Source organism: Brenneria roseae subsp. americana (assembly GCF_003115815.1).
In the GTDB taxonomy this organism is placed as follows: domain Bacteria; phylum Pseudomonadota; class Gammaproteobacteria; order Enterobacterales; family Enterobacteriaceae; genus Brenneria; species Brenneria roseae.
This window is the reverse complement of record NZ_QDKJ01000023.1, coordinates 1-23,585: the sequence shown is the minus strand read 5'-3', so window position 1 is coordinate 23,585 and position 23,585 is coordinate 1. Positions and strand designations below refer to the sequence as shown.

The following is a 23,585-nucleotide window of genomic DNA, read 5'->3' as shown; positions in this document are numbered from 1 at the left end:
TTTTCCTTTAGGCATTATGATGCTTAACGTAGTCACTTATCATTATCTGGGTGAATGGTAGCATGTTCGCCACTGTTCTCATCCCAGGCGCGGCACAACACGACCGTATCCTCGATAAGACGACGGGCCACCGTTCCTGGCGGAGGTAAAAGCGGTAACCGATCATATCGGAACCAGGCGGCGTCACGTAGCTCTTTCGGGTCGTGCTTAATGTCACCCCCCGCATAATCAGCCATGAACGCCATCATCAGAGAATGGGGAAAAGGCCAGGGTTGAGAGCTGATATAGCGCAGGTTCTTAATCTGAATCTGGCTCTCTTCCATCACCTCACGCGCCACCGTCTGCTCCAGCGTTTCGCCCACTTCGACAAAACCAGCCAGTACCGTGTACATATTGCCGCGATGGCGATGGTGTTGCGCCAGCAGAATTTCATCACCACGACGGATCGCCACAATGATACAGGGCGCGATCTGTGGATAATAACGTTCCCTGCAATGGTGACACAGGCACGCCAGTTCGGTTTTACTCAGCACCATTTCATGACCGCAGTAACCGCAAAAGCGATGGGAACGATAAAACTCGGCCAGTTGTACACCGCGCCCCGCCAGTTGGAATAATCCCACCTCCCGATCGATGAGTTGGCGGACGGATGTCATCGCTTGATTTTTGCTCTGGCAAACCAACCATACGGGCAGACCTTGCCATTCACCGATTCTACGTCCGGTCGCGCCCTGCAATGACCAGGACGATGCCGTTCCCTGCGGCAGTTCTCCCTGAGGAAGCCAGATCTGTCCTGCGTCACTGACAATCCACCAGCCAATCTCATCACCTTTTAGCGTCTGTTCCATATCTTTTTATTGCTCCACTCTCACTTCACTGGCATTTTACATTCTGAGTGATGACATAAGTTTTATAACTAACATTTCAGTTATTTCTTACCGTTCACGGAGTCCAACAATGCTAAACCAGTTACAAAGCCTGACTGACTATGTTGGTGGCAATAATGCGTTAATCGACCAGTGGCTACAAGCACGCAAGCAGCTTCTGGTCGCGTACTATCATCTGGTTGGCATCAAGCCCAATAAAGACACACTCTCGCGTCTGGATGAAGATGCACTGGATAATTTTTGTCATAATCTGGTGGATTATCTTTCGGCCGGCCATTTTCATGTCTATGAAAAGATGTTGCATGAAGCCGCAACCCTCAGCGAACAAAAACTGGCCCGTTCGGCGCAGCTTGAGCTCGCGTTACAAAACAACACTCAGCATATTATGGAATTTTACGACAGCCATTTGGCGGCTGCGATTGATCATGATAACTGCCTCGAATTTCAGCAGGCGCTTTCCAGCGTTGGTGAGGCTTTAGCTGAACGTTTTACGCAGGAAGACGCCATGATCCGGCTGATTTTCGATAATTAGCCTTATTTTTATTGGCGATAGCATCGACGACGATTCATTAAAGACGTGATGCTTCCCGCTGATACGCTCGACGCTCTTTGACATGACCGCGTCATCATCATAAAGTGTCAGCGTTTTAATCAGCCCGTTTAATGAACGGGCTAATCTTGTCGGAGTGCCTAGGACGTGTTGGTTTCTTCCATTTGGGAGGCGATTCAAGCGAACAGGCTGAGACCGTTAATTCGGGATCCGCGGAACCTGATCGGGTTAATACCTGCGAAGGGAACAAGAGTAATTCGTCTCATTGAGTCATAGACAGCGTTTTTACACACGCCCCTCTATGCAACTTGATACCCATTATTACTCCCTCCGTCTCCAGACAAGCAATTTTCCCTTTACGTCTTACAGGAACTTGCTATGTCTACAGAACCATTATTAAAACCATCCAAACCTGGCCGTCGTGAGCAACGTGCCGCCGCGCAACAATTCATTGATACGTTGCAGGGCATGGCGTTTCCCAATTCGCTGCGTATTTACCTGACCGGCTCACGCGAAGATATCCGCGTGCCGATGCGTGAAATCCAACTGAGTCCGACATTAGTCGGTGGCAGCAAGGATACACCGCAATATGAACCGAACGAGCCTATCCCGGTTTATGATACGGCCGGCCCTTACGGAGACCCAACGTCACGCCCTGATGTCCGGGTTGGGCTGGAAAAAATCAGAGCAGGCTGGATCGCCGAACGTCACGATACTGAAGCGCTATCTGGCGTCAGTTCTGATTTTACCCAGCAGCGCCTTGCGGATGCCGGTCTGGATCACCTTCGCTTCGAGCATTTGCCGCGCCCTCGGCGCGCCAAAGCCGGAAAGTGCGTCACCCAGTTGCATTACGCTCGTCAGGGTATCATTACGCCGGAAATGGAATTTATCGCGATCCGTGAAAATATGGGCCGCGAACGGATTCATGGCGATGTACTGCGTCACCAGCATCCGGGACAAAGCTTTGGCGCGCATTTACCCGAGAACATCACACCGGAATTTGTCCGGCAGGAAGTCGCCGCCGGACGGGCCATCATTCCCGCTAATATTAACCACCCTGAATCGGAACCGATGATTATTGGCCGTAACTTTCTGGTGAAGGTTAATGCCAATATTGGCAATTCAGCGGTCACCTCCTCCATTGAGGAAGAAGTTGAAAAACTGGTCTGGTCAACCCGCTGGGGCGCGGATACCGTGATGGATCTTTCCACCGGCCGGTATATTCACGAAACCCGCGAATGGATCCTGCGCAACAGCCCGGTGCCCATCGGGACCGTGCCGATCTATCAGGCGCTGGAGAAAGTAAACGGCGTAGCGGAAAACCTGAACTGGGACATGTTCCGCGATACGCTGCTGGAACAGGCGGAACAGGGCGTCGATTACTTCACCATTCATGCCGGCGTGCTGCTGCGCTATGTCCCCATGACCGCCAAACGCCTGACCGGCATCGTGTCCCGCGGTGGCTCCATCATGGCCAAATGGTGTCTGTCGCACCATAAAGAAAGTTTCCTGTATGAACACTTCCGTGAAATCTGCGAAATCTGCGCCGCCTATGACGTCGCGCTGTCGCTGGGAGACGGATTGCGTCCCGGTTCCATTCAGGATGCCAACGATGAAGCGCAGTTCGCCGAACTACACACGCTGGGAGAACTGACCAAGATCGCCTGGGAATATGATGTACAGGTGATGATCGAAGGTCCCGGCCATGTGCCGATGCAGATGATCCGCCGCAACATGACTGAGGAACTGGAGCACTGCCACGAAGCGCCGTTCTATACGCTCGGTCCACTGACCACCGATATCGCACCGGGTTACGATCATTTTACGTCCGGTATCGGCGCGGCGATGATCGGCTGGTTTGGCTGCGCCATGTTGTGTTACGTCACCCCGAAAGAGCACCTCGGTTTACCCAACAAGGAAGATGTTAAACAAGGACTGATTACCTACAAGATCGCAGCTCATGCCGCCGATCTTGCCAAAGGGCATCCGGGGGCGCAGATCCGCGACAACGCCATGTCAAAAGCGCGTTTCGAATTCCGCTGGGAAGATCAGTTCAATCTGGCGCTGGATCCCGAAACCGCTCGCGCCTATCACGATGAAACCCTGCCGCAGGAGTCCGGTAAAGTCGCCCATTTCTGTTCCATGTGCGGGCCCAAGTTCTGCTCCATGAAAATTTCACAGGAAGTGCGTGACTATGCCGCGAAACAGGAGGCCAAGGCCAAACCCATTGAAATCGGCATGGCGCAGATGTCTCAGGAATTCCGTTCCCGCGGCAGTGAGCTATACCACAGTGCCGCCAGTCTGCAAACGGAGGGCGGCAAATGACTTCGGAACGTATTACCTCACCACAAGCCGCGGCCCCGTTTCCGCCGACTGCGCAACAGTTGGGTCTTTACCCGGTGGTGGACAGCGTGGAATGGATTGAACGTTTACTTAGCGTCGGCGTAAAAACAATTCAACTACGGATTAAAGACCTGCCCGATGAGCAGGTTGAAGACGATATCGTTCAGGCGATCGCATTAGGCCGACATTATCGGGCGCGGCTGTTTATCAATGATTACTGGCAACTGGCGATCAAGCATCAGGCCTATGGCGTTCATCTGGGGCAGGAAGATCTGGACACGGCCGATCTGACCGCCGTCAAACAGGCGGGACTACGCCTCGGCCTCTCCACTCATGACGACGACGAACTGGCCCGCGCGATTGCCGTGAATCCATCTTACATTGCGCTGGGACACATTTTCCCTACGCAAACGAAAGCCATGCCCTCTTCACCACAGGGGGTTATTGAACTGGCCAGACACATTGCTGACCTGCAAGGTCGATTCCCAACCGTCGCCATTGGGGGCATCAGCATCGATAAAGTCCCCGCGGTATTAGCAACAGGCGTCGGCAGTATTGCTGTTGTCAGTGCGATCACTCAGGCCCCGGACTGGCGTCAGGCTACCGCCACACTGCTCAACATGATCGAAGGGCGGGAGGTGGGAGATGTCTGATAATCATAAGACCAAACGCGGCAGCCTGAGCGATCGGGAGTTCCTGCGCTACAGCCGCCAATTGCTGCTGGAAGATATTGGTCCCGAAGGGCAGGAAAAAATCAGATCCAGCAGCGTATTGCTGGTCGGATTGGGTGGATTAGGCGCGCCGGCATCTCTGTATCTGGCTGCTGCTGGCATCGGCACGCTGTTGCTGGCTGACGGCGACACGCTGCATATCAGTAATCTGCAACGGCAGATTCTCTATCGCACCCGCGATACCGATAAGCCCAAAGCCATGCTGGCACAGCAGCAGTTGCAGGCATTGAATCCTCAGACGGAATACATCGCGCTAACCGAAAGGTTGGCAGATGCCGCCTTGTACAAGGCGGTCAGTAAAGCCGATCTGGTTCTGGATTGCAGCGACAATATGGAAACGCGTCACGCCATTAACGCCGCCTGCATTAAAGCAAACAAACCATTAATCAGCGGCAGCGCTGTCGGCTTCAGCGGACAGCTACTGGTTCTGACGCCGCCCTATCAACATGGTTGTTATGCCTGTCTGTATCCCGATGCCACCGAACCACAACGCAACTGCCGTACTGCCGGTGTTCTTGGTCCGGTCGTCGGCGTCATCGGCACGCTCCAGGCGCTGGAAGCCATCAAACTATTGGCAGGATTGCCCTCCGCGCTGAACGGTAAACTTCGTCTGTTTGATGGCAAACAGCAGAGCTGGAATACCCTCCAGCTGACGCGGGCCAGGCACTGCCCGATATGCGGAGCGGCAACATGAAAATCACGCTCAATGACGAGACGCTCGAGCTCGATAAGGCTATTACCATCGATGCCCTGCTGACCAGGCTCAACCGGCAGCAACCCGGCATCGCCTTGGCGATCAACCAAACCATTATCCCGCGCGACACCTGGTCTCAGCATCAGGTTCAGGACGGTGATGATATTTTGCTTTTTCAGGCAATCGCGGGAGGATGACATGCTGCACATTGCCGATACCACATTTACATCCCGGCTGCTCACCGGCACCGGAAAATTTGCTACACCCGATATCATGCTGGCCGCGTTACAAGCGTCAGGCTCACAGCTGGTGACCATGGCCATGAAGCGCGTTGATTTAAAAAGCGGAAACGACGGCATTCTCACGCCGCTGCGGCAACTCGGCATCAAACTATTGCCGAACACCTCAGGCGCCAAAACGGCTGATGAGGCGATCTTTGCGGCCCGACTGGCGCGCGAGGCTTTGGGGACACACTGGGTGAAGCTGGAAATCCACCCGGATATGAAATACTTACTCCCCGACCCGATTGAAACCCTGAAAGCCGCCGAACAGCTGGTCAAAGAGGGGTTTGTTGTATTGCCCTACTGCGGCGCCGACCCGGTACTTTGTAAACGGCTGGAAGAAGTAGGATGTGCCGCCGTGATGCCGCTGGGTGCGCCAATTGGCTCCAACCAGGGACTGCAAACCCGCGATTTTCTCCGCATCATCATTGAACAAGCACGGGTACCGGTTGTGGTTGACGCTGGCATAGGCGCTCCCAGTCATGCCACCGAAGCGCTTGAAATGGGGGCGGATGCGGTATTGGTCAATACCGCCATCGCGGTAGCACGCGATCCGGTCAGCATGGCAAAAGCGTTCAGAATGGCGGTGGAAACCGGGGAGTTGGCCAATCAGGCCGGGCTGGGCAGTAAACAGTTTATCGCCAGCGCCACCAGCCCGTTAACCGGATTTCTGCGCCAGCAAACTGAAGAGGTGGGATGATGGGAAGCGATTTTCAGCACATCTGGGAACAGCTCGACTGGGACGATCTTACGCTGCGAATCAACGGCAAAACCTCACGTGACGTTGAACGTGCGCTGGGTGCGCAACGGCTAACGCGTGAAGATTTCATGGCGCTGCTTTCCCCAGCCGCCAGCCGTTATCTGGAACCGCTGGCGCAACGCGCACAGCAGTTGACCCGCCAACGGTTCGGTAATACGGTCAGTTTTTATGTACCGCTTTACCTTTCCAATCTGTGTTCAAACGATTGTACTTACTGCGGTTTTTCAATGAGTAATCATATCAAGCGGAAAACGCTGGACGAGGCGGAGATCCTGCGTGAGTGCGCAGCCATCAAGGAAATGGGGTTCGATCATCTGTTGCTGGTCACCGGAGAACACCAGCGTAAAGTAGGAATGGATTATTTTCGCCGCGTTTTCCCACTTATTCGTCCACACTTCAGCTCACTGATGATTGAAGTCCAGCCGCTGTCACAGGAAGAATATGCCGAACTGAAAACGTTGGGACTGGATGGCGTCATGGTCTATCAGGAAACCTATCACCCGGCGACCTACCAGTTACATCACCTGAGGGGACAAAAACAGGATTTTCACTGGCGGCTCGCTACCCCGGATCGCCTCGGGCGGGCGGGGATCGATAAGATCGGGCTGGGCGCGCTGATTGGCCTCTCCGATAGCTGGCGAACGGATTGCTACATGGTAGCGGAGCACCTGCTGCACCTGCAACAGACTTACTGGCAGAGCCGCTATTCCATCTCGTTCCCACGTTTACGTCCCTGTGCCGGTGGTATCGAACCCGCATCACTGATGGATGAAGCACAGCTAATGCAGGTAATTTGTGCTTTCAGGCTGTTGTCGCCAGATATCGAACTGTCTCTCTCTACCCGTGAATCGCCTTTTTTTCGCGATCACGCTATCCCTATCGCGATCAACAACGTCAGCGCGTTCTCCAAAACCCAGCCGGGAGGCTACGCAGACCATCACCCCGAGCTGGAGCAGTTTTCACCGCACGACGGTCGCCGTCCGGAAGAAGTGGCGCAAGCGATTATCCGGGCAGGGCTACAGCCCGTCTGGAAAGATTGGGATGGCTATTTGGGAAGAAGATCGCAATAAAGCGTGAAGATGCGGCAACGAAAGCATCTTTCAGGATAGCGCCTCGCGGTATGGCGCATTGCTTATCGTCAATTGACGCGGCGGAGCATACATTATCCATCGCTGGCAACGTCCCGTCATTGTTCAGGATTTGCCAGCCAGAGGCGTTTGCCACTCATCGGCTCTGCATATCACACAGCCGATACAGGTTTTATCCTTACCTGTATCGGCTCTTCCCTGTCTGTAGTGACTTGGGGATGAACGCTATATCCGGTTTCAGGACACTTGGTTTTGCCCCGGCCCAACCGGACTTTCCACACAGCAATCGTCAGCCCCATGCTCATTGAACATTTTCGCCACGGCCTCGCCAACTAGGCGCAGCCCCTGCGCCGTTTCCTGCGTGAACGGCAAGGCGTAATTGAGCCGTATGCAGTTACGATATTTACCGGCGGCGGAAAACAACGATCCCGCCGCAATCTGAATCCCCGCCTTCTTCACCTCACGGTTAAGGCGTAGAGAATCAAAATGTTCCGGCAGTTCAATCCACATCAGAAAGCCACCCTGCGGACGACTGACGCAGATCCCGCAGGGGAAATACTCGCGCACATGACAGGTAAACACATCCAGATTCGCTTTATACTGCATGCGCATTCGCCGCAGATGGGGCTGATAGTGTCCCTGGGCGATAAACTCGGCGACAGCCAGTTGCGTGTGAGTGACGGTATAACCGGTGCTGATGTACTTCATGTGCAGCACCCGTTCCAGATAACGTCCCGGAGCTACCCAGCCCACGCGCAGACCCGGCGCAATCGTTTTAGAAAAAGAGCTGCACAGCAGTACCCGACCATCGTCATCGAATGACTTGACGGTTCTGGGACGTGGATAGTCGTAGACCAGCTCACCATAGGCATCATCCTCAATAATCGCCAGATCAAACTGCTGCGCCAGCATGACCAACGACTGTTTATACTTATCGGGCATGCAGAACCCCAGCGGATTATTGCAGGTCGGCACCAGCAGCACCGCCTTGATCGGCCACTGCTCCAGCGCCAGCTTAAGCGCATCCAGACTGATCCCGGAGATCGGGCAGGTTGGGATCTCTATCACTTTGATCCCCAACCCACGCAGCAATTGTAACGTGCCGGGAAACGTCGGCGACTCAACGGCAACGATATCACCCGATTCGCAAATCGCTCGCACCGCGACAAACAGCGCTTCCTGACAGCCCGTCGTAATAACGATATCATCCCCGGTCAGTTGGCAGCCGCTATCCAGCGCCAGACGCGCAACCTGTTCGCGTAACTCACTGGCACCATACATATTGCCGTAGTTCAGCACGCGCTCATCCTGACGCTGACAAAAGCGGCTCATGAGCTTCCACAAGGGCTTGACCGACGACTGATTGACATCCGGCGTGCCACCGCCAAAGTTGAACGCGCTGTTATCCAGGCAGGAATTAAACAGTTCCAGCACTGATTCCCACTGGGTGATTTCAACTGGGCGCTGAACCGGACGAGTCAATGCGGGGATCGGCGGCGCGGCCTTGCGCGGCGCAACGAAATAACCCGAACGGGGCTGCGGCATAATAAGCCGACGCGTTTCCAGCAGATTGTAAGCCTGTTGTACCGTGCTGATACTCACGCCATGCTCCGAACTCAATGCACGAACGGACGGCAGACGCTCACCGCTGCGGTATAAACCCTGTTCGATTCGCTGCTCCAGCAGCGCGGCAAGATGTTGATAGCGCGTCATCAGTATCATTCCCCACGATCATAAATATTAATAACCAGTACAGATGAGAGAGAAAATCACCATTCAGATGCAATATCACACAATCTGTATGTTAAAAAAAGGTATTTTTTGCATCTGTATTGAATATGACATCCCCCGCATTATAACGCTCAGGCATCAGGCAAAGGGGGAAAGTATGAAATTTCACGAGAACCAAGCGCAAAAGTCGTTCAGCCAATCACCAGTCTGGCGCATGCTTATTTTGCTATACCGCCGATGGAAAGCATGGCGACTCAGGAATCAAACACGGAAGATTCTGCGAAACATGAGCAATGACAGGCTGGAGGATATTGGACTGACGCGTAACGACATCGATCGTTTGTAGTAGATGAATAGATGAGTAGCGGGTCGATACGGGACAACGCGTCTCGTATCGGCTCGCGCTAATGAAGTACAGTCAATCCGCCGCCCGTGGCTTCATATGTGATCCAACAATCGCCGACAGCAGGCAACCTATAGCCAGATAGGCGGCGACAGCATGCCAGGAACCATCCATGAACTCCACCAGCAATACCGCGATAAACGGTGTAAAGCCCCCGCCGACAACGCTTGCCACCTGATAACCGACCCCGGCGCCGCTATAACGGTACGCCGTACCAAACAGTTCAGTAAACATCGGCTGCTGCACACTGACGATCATATCGTGGGCAACGTTGGCGAGCATAATCGCGAAAAACAGGATCCACAGGCTGGCATGCGCCTCCAGTGCCATAAAGAAAGGCCATGCGCTAAGCGCGCCAATTATGGCGCCGGTAACATAGATCCTGCGCCGCCCGAAGCTATCGGCAAGGCGGGCGAAACAGGGAATGGTTAAACAGCTGATACCCCCGACCAATAAACCAATATTGAGGAATAACTCCCGCGACATTCCCAAATTGGCGGTAGAGTAATTGAGCGCAAACGCCGTGACGATATACATCGTCAATAGCTCCCCCAGCCGCAAAGCAATAATCAGCAAAAATGCCTTGGGGTGCTGGCGCAGTGCCTCAATAATTGGGAACGAACGGATTTTATCGGTTCTTTCCTGCAATTTCTTGTTAGCCTCGAACTCCTGAGATTCGTCCATCCCGGCACGGATCCACCATGCTACCGCAACCAGCACCACGCTGAATAAAAACGGCAGGCGCCAGCCCCAGTTCATAAACTCCGCATTTGTCGTATGGTGACTGACCAGCGAAATGGATCCTGTCGCCAACAACAGCCCCACGCCATAACCAACCTGTACGCCACTGCTGTAAAATGCTTTTTTCTTTTTCGGCGCGTTCTCAACGGCCAGCAAAGCCGCACCGCCCCACTCGCCACCCACCGCGAATCCCTGAATGGCACGCAGCGCCACCAGTAATACAGGCGCCCACCAGCCAATCGAATCAAAAGACGGTAGCAGACCAATCAATGCCGTAGAGATCCCCATCATCCAGACAGTAATCAACAGCATGCGTTTGCGGCCCAGTTTGTCGCCAAAGTGGCCAAACACCATTCCCCCCAACGGGCGGAACAGGAAACCAACGCCGAACGTGCCAAAGGCCGCCAACGTGCCCATCGTCGGGCTGATTAGTGGGAAAAATTCCGTATTAAATACAAGAGCGGCAACTATTCCGTACAGTAAAAAATCATACCAATCAACGACCGCGCCAATAAAACTCCCCCAGGCAGCACGACGTGCCCGGCTTTGAGAATGGCTTGTTGACTGGATCTGTGATATGGAATCGCCGTTTACAGAGACATCATTATTGATTGATAACGCGTTGTCATTCTGTGTAAGTACTGACGTTGTTGAGGTGTTCATGTCTATCTCGTTCTTTTTACTTTACACTACTGTACAACAAAAAATTTCAGGATGAAATTTTTAACGTTGCGGAGCAACGGCCCTTAGGGTGGCGGCCAGGGATGGCAAGCCATAAAAAATTTCAGGATGAAATTTTTAACGTTGCGGAGCAACGGCTCTTAGGTGGCGGCCAATGATGGTCTACCGTAAAAAAAAGCCCCGACCTTAACAGCCGGGGCTTTAATTGATTAACCATCTGATAATCGGTTAATCAAACATCGGGAATGCATGACTTATTCGTCGTCACTGTTACCGAAACCGGCGTTCAACAGTTCAGCCAGGTTGGCAGACGCTTCATCTGCGCTCACCTGAGGCACGACTGGCGCTTCACCCGCCTGACGGCGACGCATACGATCCTGGTGATACGCATAACCGGTACCAGCCGGAATCAGACGGCCCACGATCACGTTTTCTTTCAGGCCACGCAGTTCATCACGTTTACCGGCAACGGCCGCTTCAGTAAGAACGCGCGTGGTTTCCTGGAACGAAGCCGCGGAAATGAAGGACTCGGTCGCCAGAGACGCTTTGGTGATACCCAGCAGATCGCGGCTGTAAGTTGCCGGGATCTTGCCATCCGCTTCCAACTGACGGTTGGCAATCTTGACGCGGGACACTTCCGCCTGCTCGCCTTCCAGGAACTCCGTGCTGCCGGCGTTAACGATGGTGCCTTTACGCAACATCTGACGAACGATAACTTCAATGTGTTTATCGTTAATCTTAACGCCCTGCAAACGGTAAACTTCCTGAACTTCGTTGGTGATGTAACGCGTTACCGCATGTACGCCACGCAGACGGAGGATATCGTGCGGAGATTCCGGACCATCGGAAACCACGTCGCCACGTTCGACACGTTCGCCTTCAAATACGTTGAGCTGACGCCATTTCGGAATCATCTCTTCGTAAGCATCGCTACCATCCAGCGGAGAAATTACCAGACGGCGTTTGCCTTTGGTTTCTTTACCGAAGGAAATGATACCGCTGATCTCGGCCAGAATTGCCGGCTCTTTCGGACGACGCGCTTCGAACAGGTCGGCAACGCGCGGCAGACCACCGGTAATATCCTTGGTACCGCCGGATTCCTGAGGAATACGCGCCAACGTATCACCCGCGCTGATCTTCACGCCATCTTCCAGCTGCACAATCGCCTTACCGGGCAGGAAGTATTGAGCAGGCATATCGGTACCTGGGATCAATACATCTTCACCTTTGTCGTCAACGATTTTCAGCGCCGGACGCAGGTCTTTACCGCTACCGGTACGCTCTGCGCTATCCAGCACCACGATAGAAGACAAACCGGTCAGTTCATCGGTCTGACGAGTAATGGTCTGGCCGTCGATCATATCGGTGAAGCGGATACTGCCGCTCACTTCGGTGATAACAGGCATGGTATGCGGATCCCAGTTCGCAACAGTGTCGCCACCGTTAACTTCTGAACCATCACCCTTCGCCATTACCGCGCCGTAAGGCACTTTGTAGCTTTCTTTGGTACGGCCGAATTCGTCGATCAGCTTCAGTTCGGTATTACGTGACGTAATAACCAGTTTACCGTTGCTGTTAACCACGAATTTTGCGTTGTTCAGTTTCAGGCTACCTTTGTTTTTCACCTGAATGCTGGACTCAGCCGCCGCACGCGATGCCGCACCACCGATGTGGAAGGTACGCATGGTTAACTGTGTACCCGGCTCACCGATAGACTGGGCCGCGATAACGCCGATGGCTTCACCTTTGTTAATCAGGTGACCACGAGCCAGGTCGCGACCGTAGCACTTGGCACACACGCCGAAGTCAGTTTCACAGCTTACGACGGAACGTACTTTAACGGCGTCAACGGAATTCTCTTCCAACAGATCACACCACTGCTCGTTCAACAGCGTGTTACGTGGAACCAGAATATCCGCCGTACCCGGTTTGAGGACGTCTTCAGCCGCCACACGACCCAGTACACGTTCACGCAGCGGCTCTTTAACATCGCCACCCTCGATAACCGGGGTCATCATGATACCTTCATGAGTACCACAATCGTCTTCGGTCACCACCAGATCCTGCGCCACGTCAACCAGACGACGGGTCAGATAACCGGAGTTCGCGGTTTTCAGTGCGGTATCCGCCAGACCTTTACGCGCACCGTGGGTCGAGATGAAGTACTGGAGTACGTTCAGACCTTCACGGAAGTTAGCGGTAATCGGCGTTTCGATGATGGAGCCGTCCGGCTTCGCCATCAGACCACGCATCCCCGCCAGCTGACGAATCTGTGCCGCAGAACCACGCGCACCGGAGTCGGCCATCATAAAGATGCTGTTGAAAGAAACCTGCTGCTCAACCACGCCATCACGGTTAACCACATCCTCAACGGACAGGTTTTCCATCATCGCCTTGGCAACACGCTCATTCGCCGCAGCCCAGATATCGATAACTTTGTTATAGCGTTCGCCAACGGTGACCAGACCGGACTGGAACTGCTCCTGAATCTCGGCAACTTCGGTTTCCGCTTCTTCGATAATCTCTGCTTTCTTCGCTGGGATAACCATGTCATCGATACCTACGGAGGCACCAGAACGCGCCGCGTAAGCAAAACCGGTGTACATGATCTGGTCAGCAAAGATAACCGTCGGTTTCAGACCCAAAATGCGGTAACAGGTGTTCAGCATTTTGGAGATCGCTTTTTTACCCAGCGGCTGGTTAACGATGGAATACGGCAGACCTTTAGGCACAATCATCCACAGGATGGCGCGACCGATTGTCGTATCGATAATCGTCGTCTGATGCGTTGATTCGCCTTCGGTGTTTTTGATCTCTTCCGTAATACGCACTTTAACGCGCGCATGCAGAGAGGCCAGACCGGCGCGGTAAACGCGTTCAGCTTCTTTCGGACCCGTCAGTACCATGCCTTCGCCTTTGGCGTTAACACAGTCGCGAGTCATGTAATACAGACCCAATACCACGTCCTGAGAAGGAACGATGATAGGTTCGCCGTTCGCCGGTGACAGGATGTTGTTGGTAGACATCATCAGCGCACGCGCTTCCAACTGGGCTTCCAGCGTCAACGGTACGTGAACGGCCATCTGGTCGCCGTCGAAGTCGGCATTATAGGCCGCACAAACCAGCGGATGCAGCTGGATGGCTTTACCTTCGATCAGAACCGGTTCAAACGCCTGGATACCCAAACGGTGCAGCGTCGGCGCACGGTTCAGCAGTACCGGGTGTTCGCGGATAACTTCGTCCAGGATATCCCAAACGACCGCTTCTTCGCGTTCAACCATTTTCTTGGCGGCTTTGATGGTGGTGGCAAGGCCACGCAGTTCCAGCTTGCCGTAGATGAACGGTTTGAACAGCTCCAGCGCCATTTTCTTCGGCAGACCGCACTGATGCAGACGCAGGTACGGACCAACGGTGATAACGGAACGGCCGGAGTAGTCGACGCGTTTACCCAGCAGGTTCTGACGGAAACGCCCCTGCTTACCTTTGATCATGTCAGCCAGCGATTTCAGCGGACGCTTGTTGGAACCGGTGATGGCACGACCGCGACGGCCGTTATCCAGCAGCGCATCCACCGCTTCCTGCAACATACGTTTTTCGTTACGCACGATGATGTCAGGCGCGGCCAGATCCAGCAGGCGTTTCAGACGGTTGTTACGGTTAATCACGCGACGATACAGATCGTTCAGATCCGACGTGGCGAAACGACCGCCGTCCAGCGGGACCAGCGGACGCAGATCCGGCGGCAGCACCGGCAGCACGGTCAGGATCATCCACTCTGGCTTGTTGCCAGACTGAACGAACGCTTCCAGCAGTTTGATACGCTTGGTCAGCTTTTTGCGTTTGGTTTCAGAGTTGGTTTCATTCAACTCTTCGCGCAGCTGTTCGCACTCCTGCTCCAGATCCATGTTTTTCAACAGGGCCTGAATCGCTTCGGCGCCCATCTTGGCATCAAACTCATCACCAAACTCTTCCAGCGCGTCCAGATACTGTTCTTCAGTCAGGATCTGACGGCGTTCCAGATTGGTCATACCGCCTTCAATCACCACATAAGATTCGAAGTACAGTACACGTTCGATATCACGCAGTGGCATGTCCAGCAGCAAACCGATACGGGACGGCAGCGATTTCAGGAACCAAATATGCGCAGTCGGAGAAGCCAGTTCAATGTGGCCCATACGCTCACGGCGTACTTTGGTCTGGGTCACTTCAACGCCGCACTTCTCACAAATGACACCGCGGTGTTTCAGGCGCTTATACTTACCGCACAAGCACTCATAGTCTTTCACCGGCCCAAAGATACGGGCGCAGAAAAGGCCGTCACGTTCAGGTTTGAACGTACGGTAGTTAATGGTTTCTGGCTTTTTAACTTCACCAAAAGACCACGAACGGATCATGTCTGGCGAAGCCAGAGCAATTTTGATCGCATCAAACTCTTCGGTTTTAGTTTGCGCTTTCAGAAACTTTAATAAGTCTTTCACGGATTGGCTCCTGTCGGAGTTAGACCTGTTAGGCATCTAAACCGAAATTTAGATGCCCCTATGACGAATACCAGCAATACAGCGGGCTGGAATTACTCTTCTTCCAGCTCGATGTTGATACCCAGCGAGCGGATCTCTTTCAACAGTACGTTGAAGGATTCCGGCATGCCCGGTTCCATCTGATGATTGCCATCCACGATGTTCTTATACATCTTGGTACGGCCGTTCACGTCATCAGACTTAACGGTCAACATTTCCTGCAAGGTATAAGCTGCACCATAAGCTTCCAGCGCCCACACTTCCATCTCACCGAAGCGTTGGCCACCGAACTGAGCCTTACCACCCAGCGGCTGCTGAGTAACCAGGCTGTAAGAACCAGTAGAACGAGCGTGCATTTTGTCGTCGACCAGGTGGTTCAGCTTCAGCATGTACATGTAGCCCACAGTAACCTGACGTTCAAATTGCTCACCGGTACGTCCATCGTACAGGGTAATCTGACCGGAGGTCGGGATACCGCCCATCTGCAACAGTTCCTTGATTTCTTTCTCTTTTGCACCGTCGAATACCGGCGTGGCAATCGGCATACCTTTCTTCAGGTTTTCCGCCAGACGCATAACTTCTTCGTCAGAGAAAGTGCTCAGATCGACTTTTTGACGCACATCGTCACCCAGATCGTAAGCTTTCTGGATAAATTCGCGCAGTTTGGTCACTTCTTCGTGCTGCTTGAGCATGGCGTTAATCTTGTCGCCGATGCCTTTGGCAGCCATACCCAGGTGGGTTTCCAGAATCTGACCGATGTTCATACGTGAAGGTACGCCCAGCGGGTTCAGTACGATATCGACCGGCACGCCGTTCTCATCGTAAGGCATATCTTCGATCGGGTTGATCTTGGAGATAACACCTTTGTTCCCGTGACGACCCGCCATCTTGTCACCCGGTTGGATCTGACGTTTAACGGCCAGATAAACCTTAACGATTTTCAGCACGCCCGGTGCCAGATCATCGCCCTGAGTGATTTTACGGCGCTTGGCTTCGAGTTTTTTCTCAAACTCGTGCTTCAGCTCATCATACTGTTCCGCCAGCTGTTCCAACTGATTCTGTTTCTCTTCATCAGTCAGGCCCAGTTCCAACCAGCGCTCGCGCGGTAATTTGTCCAGCTTATCCGCTTCTACGCCGCCAGAAACCAGCACGGCATGGATACGGGCAAACAAACCGGCTTCCAGGATTTGCAGTTCTTCAGTCAGGTCTTTCTTCGCCTGCTTGAGCTGCATTTCTTCGATTTCCAACGCACGTTTGTCTTTTTCCACGCCGTCGCGGGTAAAGACTTGTACATCGATAACCGTACCGGAAACACCGTTTGGTACGCGCAGAGAAGAGTCTTTAACATCAGACGCCTTCTCACCGAAGATCGCACGCAGCAGTTTCTCTTCCGGCGTCAGTTGGGTTTCGCCTTTCGGGGTTACCTTACCAACCAGAATGTCGCCACCGGTCACTTCCGCACCGATATAAACGATACCGGACTCATCCAGCTTGGAAAGCGCCGCTTCACCCACGTTCGGGATATCCGCGGTAATTTCCTCAGGCCCCAATTTGGTGTCACGAGACACACAGGCCAGTTCCTGGATGTGAATGGTGGTGAAGCGATCTTCCTGAACCACACGCTCGGAAACGAGAATGGAGTCTTCGAAGTTGTAGCCGTTCCACGGCATGAACGCCACGCGCATGTTCTGACCCAGCGCCAGTTCACCCAGATCGGTGGACGGACCGTCAGCCAGCACATCGCCACGCTCAACCGGTTCACCCAGAGACACGCACGGCATCTGGCTGATGCAGGTGTTCTGGTTGGAGCGGGTATATTTAGTCAGGTTATAGATGTCGATCCCGGCTTCGCCCGGATACATCTCATCGTCATTCACTCGAATCACGATACGTGAAGCATCAACGTACTGTACCGTACCACCGCGTTTTGCTACGGCTGTTACACCGGAGTCAACCGCAACGGCACGTTCCATACCGGTACCAACCAGCGGCTTGTCAGCACGCAGAGTAGGAACGGCCTGACGTTGCATGTTCGCACCCATCAATGCACGGTTGGCGTCATCGTGTTCCAGGAATGGAATCAGTGAAGCACCAACGGATACCACCTGCTGAGTGGATACGTCCATGTATTCAACCTGATCGCGGCTGAACAGGCTGGACTCGCCTTTGCTACGGCAGGTAACCAGTTCATCGATGAAACGACCTTCTTCATCAAGATTGGTGTTCGCCTGAGCAATAACGAAATTGCCTTCTTCAATCGCTGACAGGTAATGGATCTCATCCGTTACCACGTTGTCACGCACGCGACGATACGGGGTTTCAAGGAAGCCGTATTCGTTGGTTTGTGCATAAACAGACAGGGAGTTGATCAGACCGATGTTCGGACCTTCCGGCGTTTCGATAGGACATACGCGACCATAGTGAGTCGGGTGTACGTCTCGAACTTCAAAGCCGGCACGCTCACGGGTCAAACCACCCGGGCCCAATGCAGAGATACGACGTTTATGCGTAATCTCGGAAAGCGGGTTGTTCTGATCCATAAACTGCGACAGCTGGCTTGAACCAAAGAACTCTTTGACCGCGGCCGAAATCGGCTTGGCATTGATCATGTCCTGCGGCATCAGCGTGTCGAGATCGCCCAGAGAAAGACGCTCTTTCACTGCACGTTCTACACGGACCAGACCGACACGGAACTGGTTTTCTGCCATTTCGCCAACGGAACGAATACGACGGTTGCCGAGGTGATCGATATCGTCCACTTCGCCTTTACCGTTACGGATACCAATGAGCTTTTTCATCACTTCAATGATGTCTTCTTTGCTCAGAATACCCGAACCTTCGATCTCTTCGCGCAGCAGAGAACGGTTGAACTTCATCCGGCCGACCGCAGACAAATCATAGCGGTCTTCGGAGAAGAACAGGTTCTCGAACAGCGTTTCCGCGGCTTCACGTGTTGGCGGTTCACCAGGACGCATCATGCGGTAAATTTCAACCAATGAGCTCAGACGATCGTTGGATGGATCGACGCGCAAGGTTTCAGAAATATACGGACCGTGATCCAAATCATTGGTGAACAGTGTTTCAATGCGTTTGTGACCGGATTGGCTCAGCTTCGCCAGCAGATCCAGAGACAGCTCCATATTGGCTGCACCGATCAGTTCGCCAGTACTTTCATCGATATAATCTTTGGAAAGCACTTTGCCAACAATGTATTCAATCGGAACTTCAATACGCTCAATGCCGTCTTTCTCTAACTGACGGATATGACGAGCGGTGATACGGCGGCCTTTTTCAATGTAGACCTTGCCGTTTGCTTCGATATCAAAGGAAGCGGTTTCACCACGCAGACGCTCAGGCACCAGATCCATCTGCAATTTATTGCCATTGATTTCGTAGACAATTTTATCGAAGAAAAGATCGAGAATCTGTTCGGTGGAGTAACCCAGCGCGCGCAGAATAATGGTCGCAGGCAGTTTGCGGCGACGGTCAATACGGACAAACAGGTTATCCTTCGGATCGAACTCAAAATCGAGCCAGGAACCACGGTAAGGAATAATACGTGCGTTATACAGCACCTTACCTGAAGAATGGGTTTTACCTTTGTCGCTATCGAAGAATACACCCGGACTACGGTGCAACTGAGAAACGATAACACGCTCAGTCCCGTTAATCACAAAGGTGCCGTTATCGGTCATGAGCGGAATTTCGCCCATGTAAACTTCTTGTTCTTTGATGTCTTTAACGGTGCCTTCAGGCGCTTCACGTTCGTATATCACCAGACGTAATTTTACGCGCAGCGGCGCAGAAAACGTCACGCCACGGATCTGACATTCCTTAACGTCAAATACCGGCTCACCCAGGCGATAGCTAACGTATTGCAGCTCTGAATTACCGCTATAGCTTTGTATGGGGAAAACAGAACGGAATGCAGCTTCCAAACCGTACTGACCTTCCGGATCTTGCTCGATAAACTTCTGGAACGAGTCAAGCTGGATAGAAAGGAGATAAGGTATGTCCAAAACCTGTGGACGTTTACCAAAATCCTTACGAATGCGTTTTTTCTCGGTATAGGAGTAAACCATAGGGTTCCTCAGCTAGCTGACAAGTCGAACCACTCTGTCCGTCCTAACTAGGACAGTTCATGCAACACTATTTATGTTGGTCGGAAAATGAAGAACTTTCCGTAATACATCTTTCTATTACTCTTAAACCATTTCATTGCTCTTGCTCAGGCAGGGAACCCACGCAGGGAAGCAGTATATTAAGTCGTCAATAGAAAAAGATATTAGGGGAAATCAATGGCTAAACAGTGTGAAACCCCATTGATGCCCTACAGCGCAAAAAGGCTGGTGACTAAAAAGTCACCAGCCATCAGCCTAATAAATCAGGCTGCAATCTGAAAGGTTGGCTTATTTAACTTCAACTTCTGCGCCAGCTTCTTCCAGTGCTTTCTTCAGAGCTTCAGCGTCGTCTTTGCTGATGCCTTCTTTCAGAGCTGCCGGAGCGGATTCAACCAGATCTTTGGCTTCTTTCAGGCCCAGACCCGTTGCGCCACGAACGGCTTTGATTACAGCAACTTTGTTAGCGCCGATAGCTTTCAGCACAACGTCGAACTCAGTTTTTTCTTCAGCAGCTTCAGCCGGGCCAGCAGCAACAGCTACAGCAGCGGCAGCAGAAACACCGAATTTTTCTTCCATAGCGGAAACCAGTTCAACAACATCCATTACAGACATAGCTGCTACTGCTTCCAGAATTTGATCTTTAGTGATAGACATAACAATTGTTCCTAAGAATCAGAAATAGTTTATACGTTAGCAAGTGCGGTAGAGAAAAAAGAGCAATTAAGCCGCTTCTTTCTGATCGCGTACGGCTGCCAGAGTGCGGACCAGTTTGCCTGCAGCGGCTTCTTTCATGGTCGACATCAGACGTGCCAGTGCTTCTTCGTAAGTCGGCAGCGTTGCCAGACGGTCAATTTGCGCCGCCGGGATCAGCTCACCTTCAAAGGCTGCAGCTTTGACCTCGAATTTTGCATTCGCTTTCGCGAATTCTTTGAACAGACGAGCAGCTGCGCCCGGGTGTTCTAAAGAGTATGCAATCAGGGTCGGACCAACAAACGTGTCTTTCAGGCACTCAAAAGAGGTCCCTTCAACAGCACGACGCAACAGGGTGTTACGAACAACACGCATGTAAACGCCAGCTTCACGACCTGCTTTACGCAGTTCAGTCATTTTATCTACGGTAACGCCACGGGAATCCGCAACCACCGCAGACAGCGCACCTTTGGCTACTTCGCTGACTTCAGCAACAATCGCTTGTTTGTCTTGAAGATTTAATGCCATTAGCTTTTGCTCCTGGATTTAGCCGGAGGAAACCTCCGGAACTCACTTCACTTATCGCCAAAACGGAGGTAAGCGTTGAAACACGGTGAGCAGAATCCAGCAAAGACTATTCTTTAACTATTTTTTATAAATAATAAAAGAAAAAATGTTCTTCAGGCTCTGTCACCGTCTACGCAGGAAGATTAAGTCTTTTGCAAGACACCTGCGGTCTTGGACGGAGGCCTGGATAGGCCAGGCTCCAACCGAAAATTCTTCTTTAATTCCGCTAACGGAACAACGGGCGTAAGATTATAGGTAAATCCCACGCCCGAGTAAAGCGAAACAAAAGCTATCAGACCGCTACTGCGTTCAGACCGCTCTGGTCAACCGCAACGCCTGCACCCATAGTGGTAGACAGGCTGACTTTCTTGATGTACACGCCTTTCGCCTGAGAAGGTTTGGCTTTTTTCAGCGCAACCAGCAGAGCTTCCAGGTTTTCTTTCAATTTGTCAGAGTCGAAATCAACCTTACCGATAGTGGTATGGATGATACCGTTTTTGTCGTTGCGGTAACGAACCTGACCAGCTTTAGCATTTTTAACTGCTTCGGCAACGTTAGGCGTTACGGTACCCACTTTCGGGTTCGGCATCAGGCCACGCGGACCCAGAACCTGACCTAACTGGCCAACAACGCGCATTGCATCCGGGGAAGCAATAACAACGTCAAAGCCCATTTCACCTTTCTTAATCTGATCGGCCAGATCTTCCATACCCACGAATTCAGCGCCTGCAGCTTTGGCCGCTTCAGCGTTTGCACCCTGGGTGAAGACAGCAACGCGCACAGAACGACCCGTGCCGTGAGGCAGAACGGTAGCACCGCGAACGTTTTGGTCAGATTTACGTGCGTCGATGCCGAGGTTAACAGCAACGTCTACACTTTCAACAAACTTAGCAGTGGCCAGCTCTTTGAGCAGAGCAACGGCTTCGTTGATGTCATACTGTTTAGTTGCATCAACTTTTTCACGGATCACGCGCATGCGCTTGGTCAGCTTAGCCATTTATTAATCCTCCACTACCAGGCCCATGGAACGAGCGGTACCTGCGATAGAACGCGCCATAGCGTCTACGTCAGCACCAGTCATGTCCGCAGCTTTGGTTTCTGCGATTTCACGAACCTGAGCACTCGTTACTTTACCTACTTTGTCTTTGTTCGGCTTGCCGGAACCAGACTTGATACCAGCCGCTTTCTTCAGCAGAACTGCTGCCGGAGGCGTTTTGGTAACGAAGGTGAAAGAACGGTCAGAGTAAACGGTAATAACAACCGGAATCGGCAGACCTTTTTCAATGCTTTCAGTTTTAGCATTGAACGCCTTACAGAATTCCATGATGTTTACACCTTGCTGACCCAGAGCCGGACCTACCGGTGGACTCGGGTTAGCCATACCAGCCGCAACCTGCAGCTTGACATAGGCTTGTACTTTCTTGGCCATTTAAACATTCCTCGAATGGGTAATAGCGCCTCGTAAAAGGCTCCCCGTGGTTTTATTACGTTTCAGGCGCCATCAGGCACCTGAAAAACAAAAGGCGCGAAATTATAGATTAACTTCGCGCCAGAGGCAAGCAGCTATCAAAATAGCCAGGGTCGATAAATCAGCCTTTTTCGACTTGGCTGAAGTCCAGTTCTACCGGGGTCGCGCGGCCAAAGATAGAGACCGACACTTTCAGGCGGCTCTTCTCGTAATCCACTTCTTCGACCACACCGTTAAAGTCGGCAAACGGACCATCATTAACACGAACCATTTCACCAGGCTCAAACAGCGTTTTCGGACGGGGTTTATCACCCACTTGCTGAAGGCGATTCATAATCGCATCCACTTCCTTATCGCTAATCGGCGCAGGACGGTCAGACGTGCCGCCGATGAACCCCATAACACGAGGAACACTGCGAACCAGATGCCAACTGGCATCTTCCATCACCATCTGCACTAATACATAACCAGGGAAGAATTTACGTTCGCTTTTACGACGCTGGCCACCACGGATTTCAACCACCTCTTCGGTTGGCACCATGACTTCACCAAACAGTTCTTCCATGTTATGGAGCTTGATGTGCTCACGCAACGATTGAGCTACGCGACCTTCAAAACCGGAAAACGCCTGAACGACGTACCAACGTTTTTTTGGGGCTTCAGACATCTTAGAACCTCAGGCCAGTGATAAACGAGACCAAACGGACCAGAATACCATCCAGCCCCCACAAAATCAGTGACATCACGGCAGTAACCGCGGCAACGATTAACGTGGTATGTAACGTTTCCTGACGAGTCGGCCAAATCACTTTACGTACTTCGGTACGAGCTTCACGGGCAAACGTTACTGTTGCTTTGCCTTTCGTGGTCAGCAGTGCCACGCCACCGGCTGCAGCGATCAGGACAACAACAGCTAATGCTCGCAGGGGCAGATTAAATTCGCGGTAGTAATAGTTGCCGACAATCGCAACTACCAGCAGGACAGCCACTACCAGCCATTTAATCGCTTCCAGGCCACGCCCGCTCCCCTGAGCTTCGGTATTCGCACTCATAAACCAACCTGTCACAATGATTCAGACAAATAACTTTACCCCGCAATGCAGGGCAAACCAAACCGAAAGATGTTCTGTAAAACGAATAATAATTCGGTATTTACGCCGTATCTACAGAGCCCATCTCACCAATGATTATACCTCACAATCGCTGATGAGATAGGTTCTACTATGACAGCGTAGAAAAAGGGCATCAAATGATGCCCTTTTATCGCGTGTCGCGTCAAACGTTATCAGCGATTAAGCGATAACTTTAGCAACAACGCCCGCACCAACGGTA

19 protein-coding genes and 1 riboswitch are annotated in these 23,585 nt (G+C 52.4%); of the genes, 8 read left to right on the top strand and 11 right to left on the bottom strand.

Annotation, left to right across the window (positions count from 1 at the left end):
* Positions 1-32: 32 nt before the first annotated feature.
* Positions 33-848 carry an NAD(+) diphosphatase gene (nudC, locus tag B4923_RS19805; protein WP_109491425.1) on the bottom strand — a complete coding sequence of 272 codons (816 nt, stop codon included), beginning with the start codon at positions 846-848 and terminating at the stop codon, positions 33-35.
* A gap of 109 nt (positions 849-957) precedes the next feature.
* Between nudC and rsd the strand changes: the two genes are divergently transcribed.
* From rsd to thiH, 7 genes are all read left to right on the top strand, one after another.
* Positions 958-1,419 (top strand): sigma D regulator, encoded by a 462-nt coding sequence (rsd, locus tag B4923_RS19800; RefSeq protein ID WP_109491424.1) that lies wholly within the window; start codon positions 958-960, stop codon positions 1,417-1,419.
* Positions 1,420-1,559: 140 nt separating this feature from the next.
* Positions 1,560-1,700, top strand: a riboswitch (TPP riboswitch).
* 115 nt (positions 1,701-1,815) lie between these two features.
* On the top strand, positions 1,816-3,762 hold the full coding sequence (gene thiC, locus B4923_RS19795) for a phosphomethylpyrimidine synthase ThiC (protein ID WP_109491423.1): 1,947 nt from the start codon (positions 1,816-1,818) through the stop codon (positions 3,760-3,762).
* Positions 3,759-4,433: a thiamine phosphate synthase gene (thiE, locus tag B4923_RS19790; protein ID WP_109491422.1), complete on the top strand. Its 675-nt coding sequence runs from the start codon at positions 3,759-3,761 to the stop codon at positions 4,431-4,433. The genes thiC and thiE overlap by 4 nt, the downstream gene beginning before the upstream one ends.
* Positions 4,426-5,205 (top strand): HesA/MoeB/ThiF family protein, encoded by a 780-nt coding sequence (locus B4923_RS19785; protein WP_109491421.1) that lies wholly within the window; start codon positions 4,426-4,428, stop codon positions 5,203-5,205. The genes thiE and B4923_RS19785 overlap by 8 nt, the downstream gene beginning before the upstream one ends.
* Positions 5,202-5,402 (top strand): sulfur carrier protein ThiS, encoded by a 201-nt coding sequence (gene thiS, locus B4923_RS19780; RefSeq protein ID WP_109491420.1) that lies wholly within the window; start codon positions 5,202-5,204, stop codon positions 5,400-5,402. The genes B4923_RS19785 and thiS overlap by 4 nt, the downstream gene beginning before the upstream one ends.
* 1 nt (position 5,403) lies before the next feature.
* Positions 5,404-6,186, top strand: coding sequence for a thiazole synthase (locus B4923_RS19775; RefSeq protein ID WP_109491419.1), 783 nt, complete (start codon positions 5,404-5,406; stop codon positions 6,184-6,186).
* Positions 6,186-7,316, top strand: a complete 1,131-nt coding sequence (thiH, locus tag B4923_RS19770) for a 2-iminoacetate synthase ThiH (RefSeq protein WP_109491418.1) — start codon at positions 6,186-6,188, stop codon at positions 7,314-7,316. The genes B4923_RS19775 and thiH overlap by 1 nt, the downstream gene beginning before the upstream one ends.
* 255 nt (positions 7,317-7,571) lie before the next feature.
* Here thiH and B4923_RS19765 read toward each other — a convergent pair whose 3' ends face one another.
* Positions 7,572-9,047: an aminotransferase-like domain-containing protein gene (locus tag B4923_RS19765; RefSeq protein WP_109491417.1), complete on the bottom strand. Its 1,476-nt coding sequence runs from the start codon at positions 9,045-9,047 to the stop codon at positions 7,572-7,574.
* A gap of 43 nt (positions 9,048-9,090) precedes the next feature.
* On the opposite strand from B4923_RS19765, the gene B4923_RS21385 reads away from it, so the two are divergent.
* Positions 9,091-9,411 (top strand): DUF1127 domain-containing protein, encoded by a 321-nt coding sequence (locus tag B4923_RS21385; RefSeq protein WP_425428661.1) that lies wholly within the window; start codon positions 9,091-9,093, stop codon positions 9,409-9,411.
* A gap of 72 nt (positions 9,412-9,483) precedes the next feature.
* On the opposite strand, the gene shiA is transcribed toward B4923_RS21385, so the two are convergent.
* The 9 genes from shiA to secE form a co-directional block, all read right to left on the bottom strand.
* Positions 9,484-10,872, bottom strand: coding sequence for a shikimate transporter (gene shiA, locus B4923_RS19755; protein WP_109491416.1), 1,389 nt, complete (start codon positions 10,870-10,872; stop codon positions 9,484-9,486).
* Between the two features lie 272 nt (positions 10,873-11,144).
* On the bottom strand, positions 11,145-15,368 hold the full coding sequence (gene rpoC, locus B4923_RS19750; RefSeq protein ID WP_109491415.1) for a DNA-directed RNA polymerase subunit beta': 4,224 nt from the start codon (positions 15,366-15,368) through the stop codon (positions 11,145-11,147).
* A gap of 92 nt (positions 15,369-15,460) precedes the next feature.
* Positions 15,461-19,489, bottom strand: a complete 4,029-nt coding sequence (gene rpoB / locus B4923_RS19745) for a DNA-directed RNA polymerase subunit beta (protein ID WP_109491414.1) — start codon at positions 19,487-19,489, stop codon at positions 15,461-15,463.
* 327 nt (positions 19,490-19,816) lie between these two features.
* A complete protein-coding gene (gene rplL, locus B4923_RS19740) occupies positions 19,817-20,182 on the bottom strand; it encodes a 50S ribosomal protein L7/L12 (RefSeq protein ID WP_034898574.1) in 366 nt (121 codons plus the stop codon).
* 66 nt (positions 20,183-20,248) lie between these two features.
* Complete coding sequence (gene rplJ / locus B4923_RS19735) at positions 20,249-20,746, bottom strand: 50S ribosomal protein L10 (protein WP_048636585.1); 498 nt, start codon at positions 20,744-20,746, stop codon at positions 20,249-20,251.
* Positions 20,747-21,077: 331 nt separating this feature from the next.
* Positions 21,078-21,782 carry a 50S ribosomal protein L1 gene (gene rplA, locus B4923_RS19730; RefSeq protein WP_109491413.1) on the bottom strand — a complete coding sequence of 235 codons (705 nt, stop codon included), beginning with the start codon at positions 21,780-21,782 and terminating at the stop codon, positions 21,078-21,080.
* Positions 21,783-21,785: 3 nt separating this feature from the next.
* Positions 21,786-22,214, bottom strand: coding sequence for a 50S ribosomal protein L11 (gene rplK / locus B4923_RS19725; protein WP_109491412.1), 429 nt, complete (start codon positions 22,212-22,214; stop codon positions 21,786-21,788).
* Positions 22,215-22,374: 160 nt separating this feature from the next.
* Entirely contained in the window at positions 22,375-22,920 is a 546-nt protein-coding gene (gene nusG, locus B4923_RS19720) for a transcription termination/antitermination protein NusG (RefSeq protein WP_109491411.1), read from the bottom strand.
* 1 nt (position 22,921) lies between these two features.
* The gene (gene secE, locus B4923_RS19715; RefSeq protein WP_109491410.1) at positions 22,922-23,305 is read right to left on the bottom strand and encodes a preprotein translocase subunit SecE; all 384 of its coding nucleotides are present in this window, start codon (positions 23,303-23,305) and stop codon (positions 22,922-22,924) included.
* Between the last annotated feature and the right edge of the window lie 280 nt (positions 23,306-23,585).

What these genes read in the sequence shown, in the direction of transcription:
- rplL (WP_034898574.1), bottom strand. Translation starts at nt 20,182, where the DNA reads ATGTCTATCACTAAAGATCAAATTCTGGAAGCAGTAGCAGCTATGTCT.
- B4923_RS21385 (WP_425428661.1), top strand. Translation starts at nt 9,091, where the DNA reads ATGAGAGAGAAAATCACCATTCAGATGCAATATCACACAATCTGTATG.
- rpoB (WP_109491414.1), bottom strand. Translation starts at nt 19,489, where the DNA reads ATGGTTTACTCCTATACCGAGAAAAAACGCATTCGTAAGGATTTTGGT.
- nusG (WP_109491411.1), bottom strand. Translation starts at nt 22,920, where the DNA reads ATGTCTGAAGCCCCAAAAAAACGTTGGTACGTCGTTCAGGCGTTTTCC.
- B4923_RS19765 (WP_109491417.1), bottom strand. Translation starts at nt 9,047, where the DNA reads ATGACGCGCTATCAACATCTTGCCGCGCTGCTGGAGCAGCGAATCGAA.
- shiA (WP_109491416.1), bottom strand. Translation starts at nt 10,872, where the DNA reads ATGAACACCTCAACAACGTCAGTACTTACACAGAATGACAACGCGTTA.
- rsd (WP_109491424.1), top strand. Translation starts at nt 958, where the DNA reads ATGCTAAACCAGTTACAAAGCCTGACTGACTATGTTGGTGGCAATAAT.
- secE (WP_109491410.1), bottom strand. Translation starts at nt 23,305, where the DNA reads ATGAGTGCGAATACCGAAGCTCAGGGGAGCGGGCGTGGCCTGGAAGCG.
- thiS (WP_109491420.1), top strand. Translation starts at nt 5,202, where the DNA reads ATGAAAATCACGCTCAATGACGAGACGCTCGAGCTCGATAAGGCTATT.
- thiH (WP_109491418.1), top strand. Translation starts at nt 6,186, where the DNA reads ATGGGAAGCGATTTTCAGCACATCTGGGAACAGCTCGACTGGGACGAT.
- thiE (WP_109491422.1), top strand. Translation starts at nt 3,759, where the DNA reads ATGACTTCGGAACGTATTACCTCACCACAAGCCGCGGCCCCGTTTCCG.
- rplJ (WP_048636585.1), bottom strand. Translation starts at nt 20,746, where the DNA reads ATGGCATTAAATCTTCAAGACAAACAAGCGATTGTTGCTGAAGTCAGC.
- nudC (WP_109491425.1), bottom strand. Translation starts at nt 848, where the DNA reads ATGGAACAGACGCTAAAAGGTGATGAGATTGGCTGGTGGATTGTCAGT.
- rplA (WP_109491413.1), bottom strand. Translation starts at nt 21,782, where the DNA reads ATGGCTAAGCTGACCAAGCGCATGCGCGTGATCCGTGAAAAAGTTGAT.
- B4923_RS19775 (WP_109491419.1), top strand. Translation starts at nt 5,404, where the DNA reads ATGCTGCACATTGCCGATACCACATTTACATCCCGGCTGCTCACCGGC.
- rplK (WP_109491412.1), bottom strand. Translation starts at nt 22,214, where the DNA reads ATGGCCAAGAAAGTACAAGCCTATGTCAAGCTGCAGGTTGCGGCTGGT.
- B4923_RS19785 (WP_109491421.1), top strand. Translation starts at nt 4,426, where the DNA reads ATGTCTGATAATCATAAGACCAAACGCGGCAGCCTGAGCGATCGGGAG.
- thiC (WP_109491423.1), top strand. Translation starts at nt 1,816, where the DNA reads ATGTCTACAGAACCATTATTAAAACCATCCAAACCTGGCCGTCGTGAG.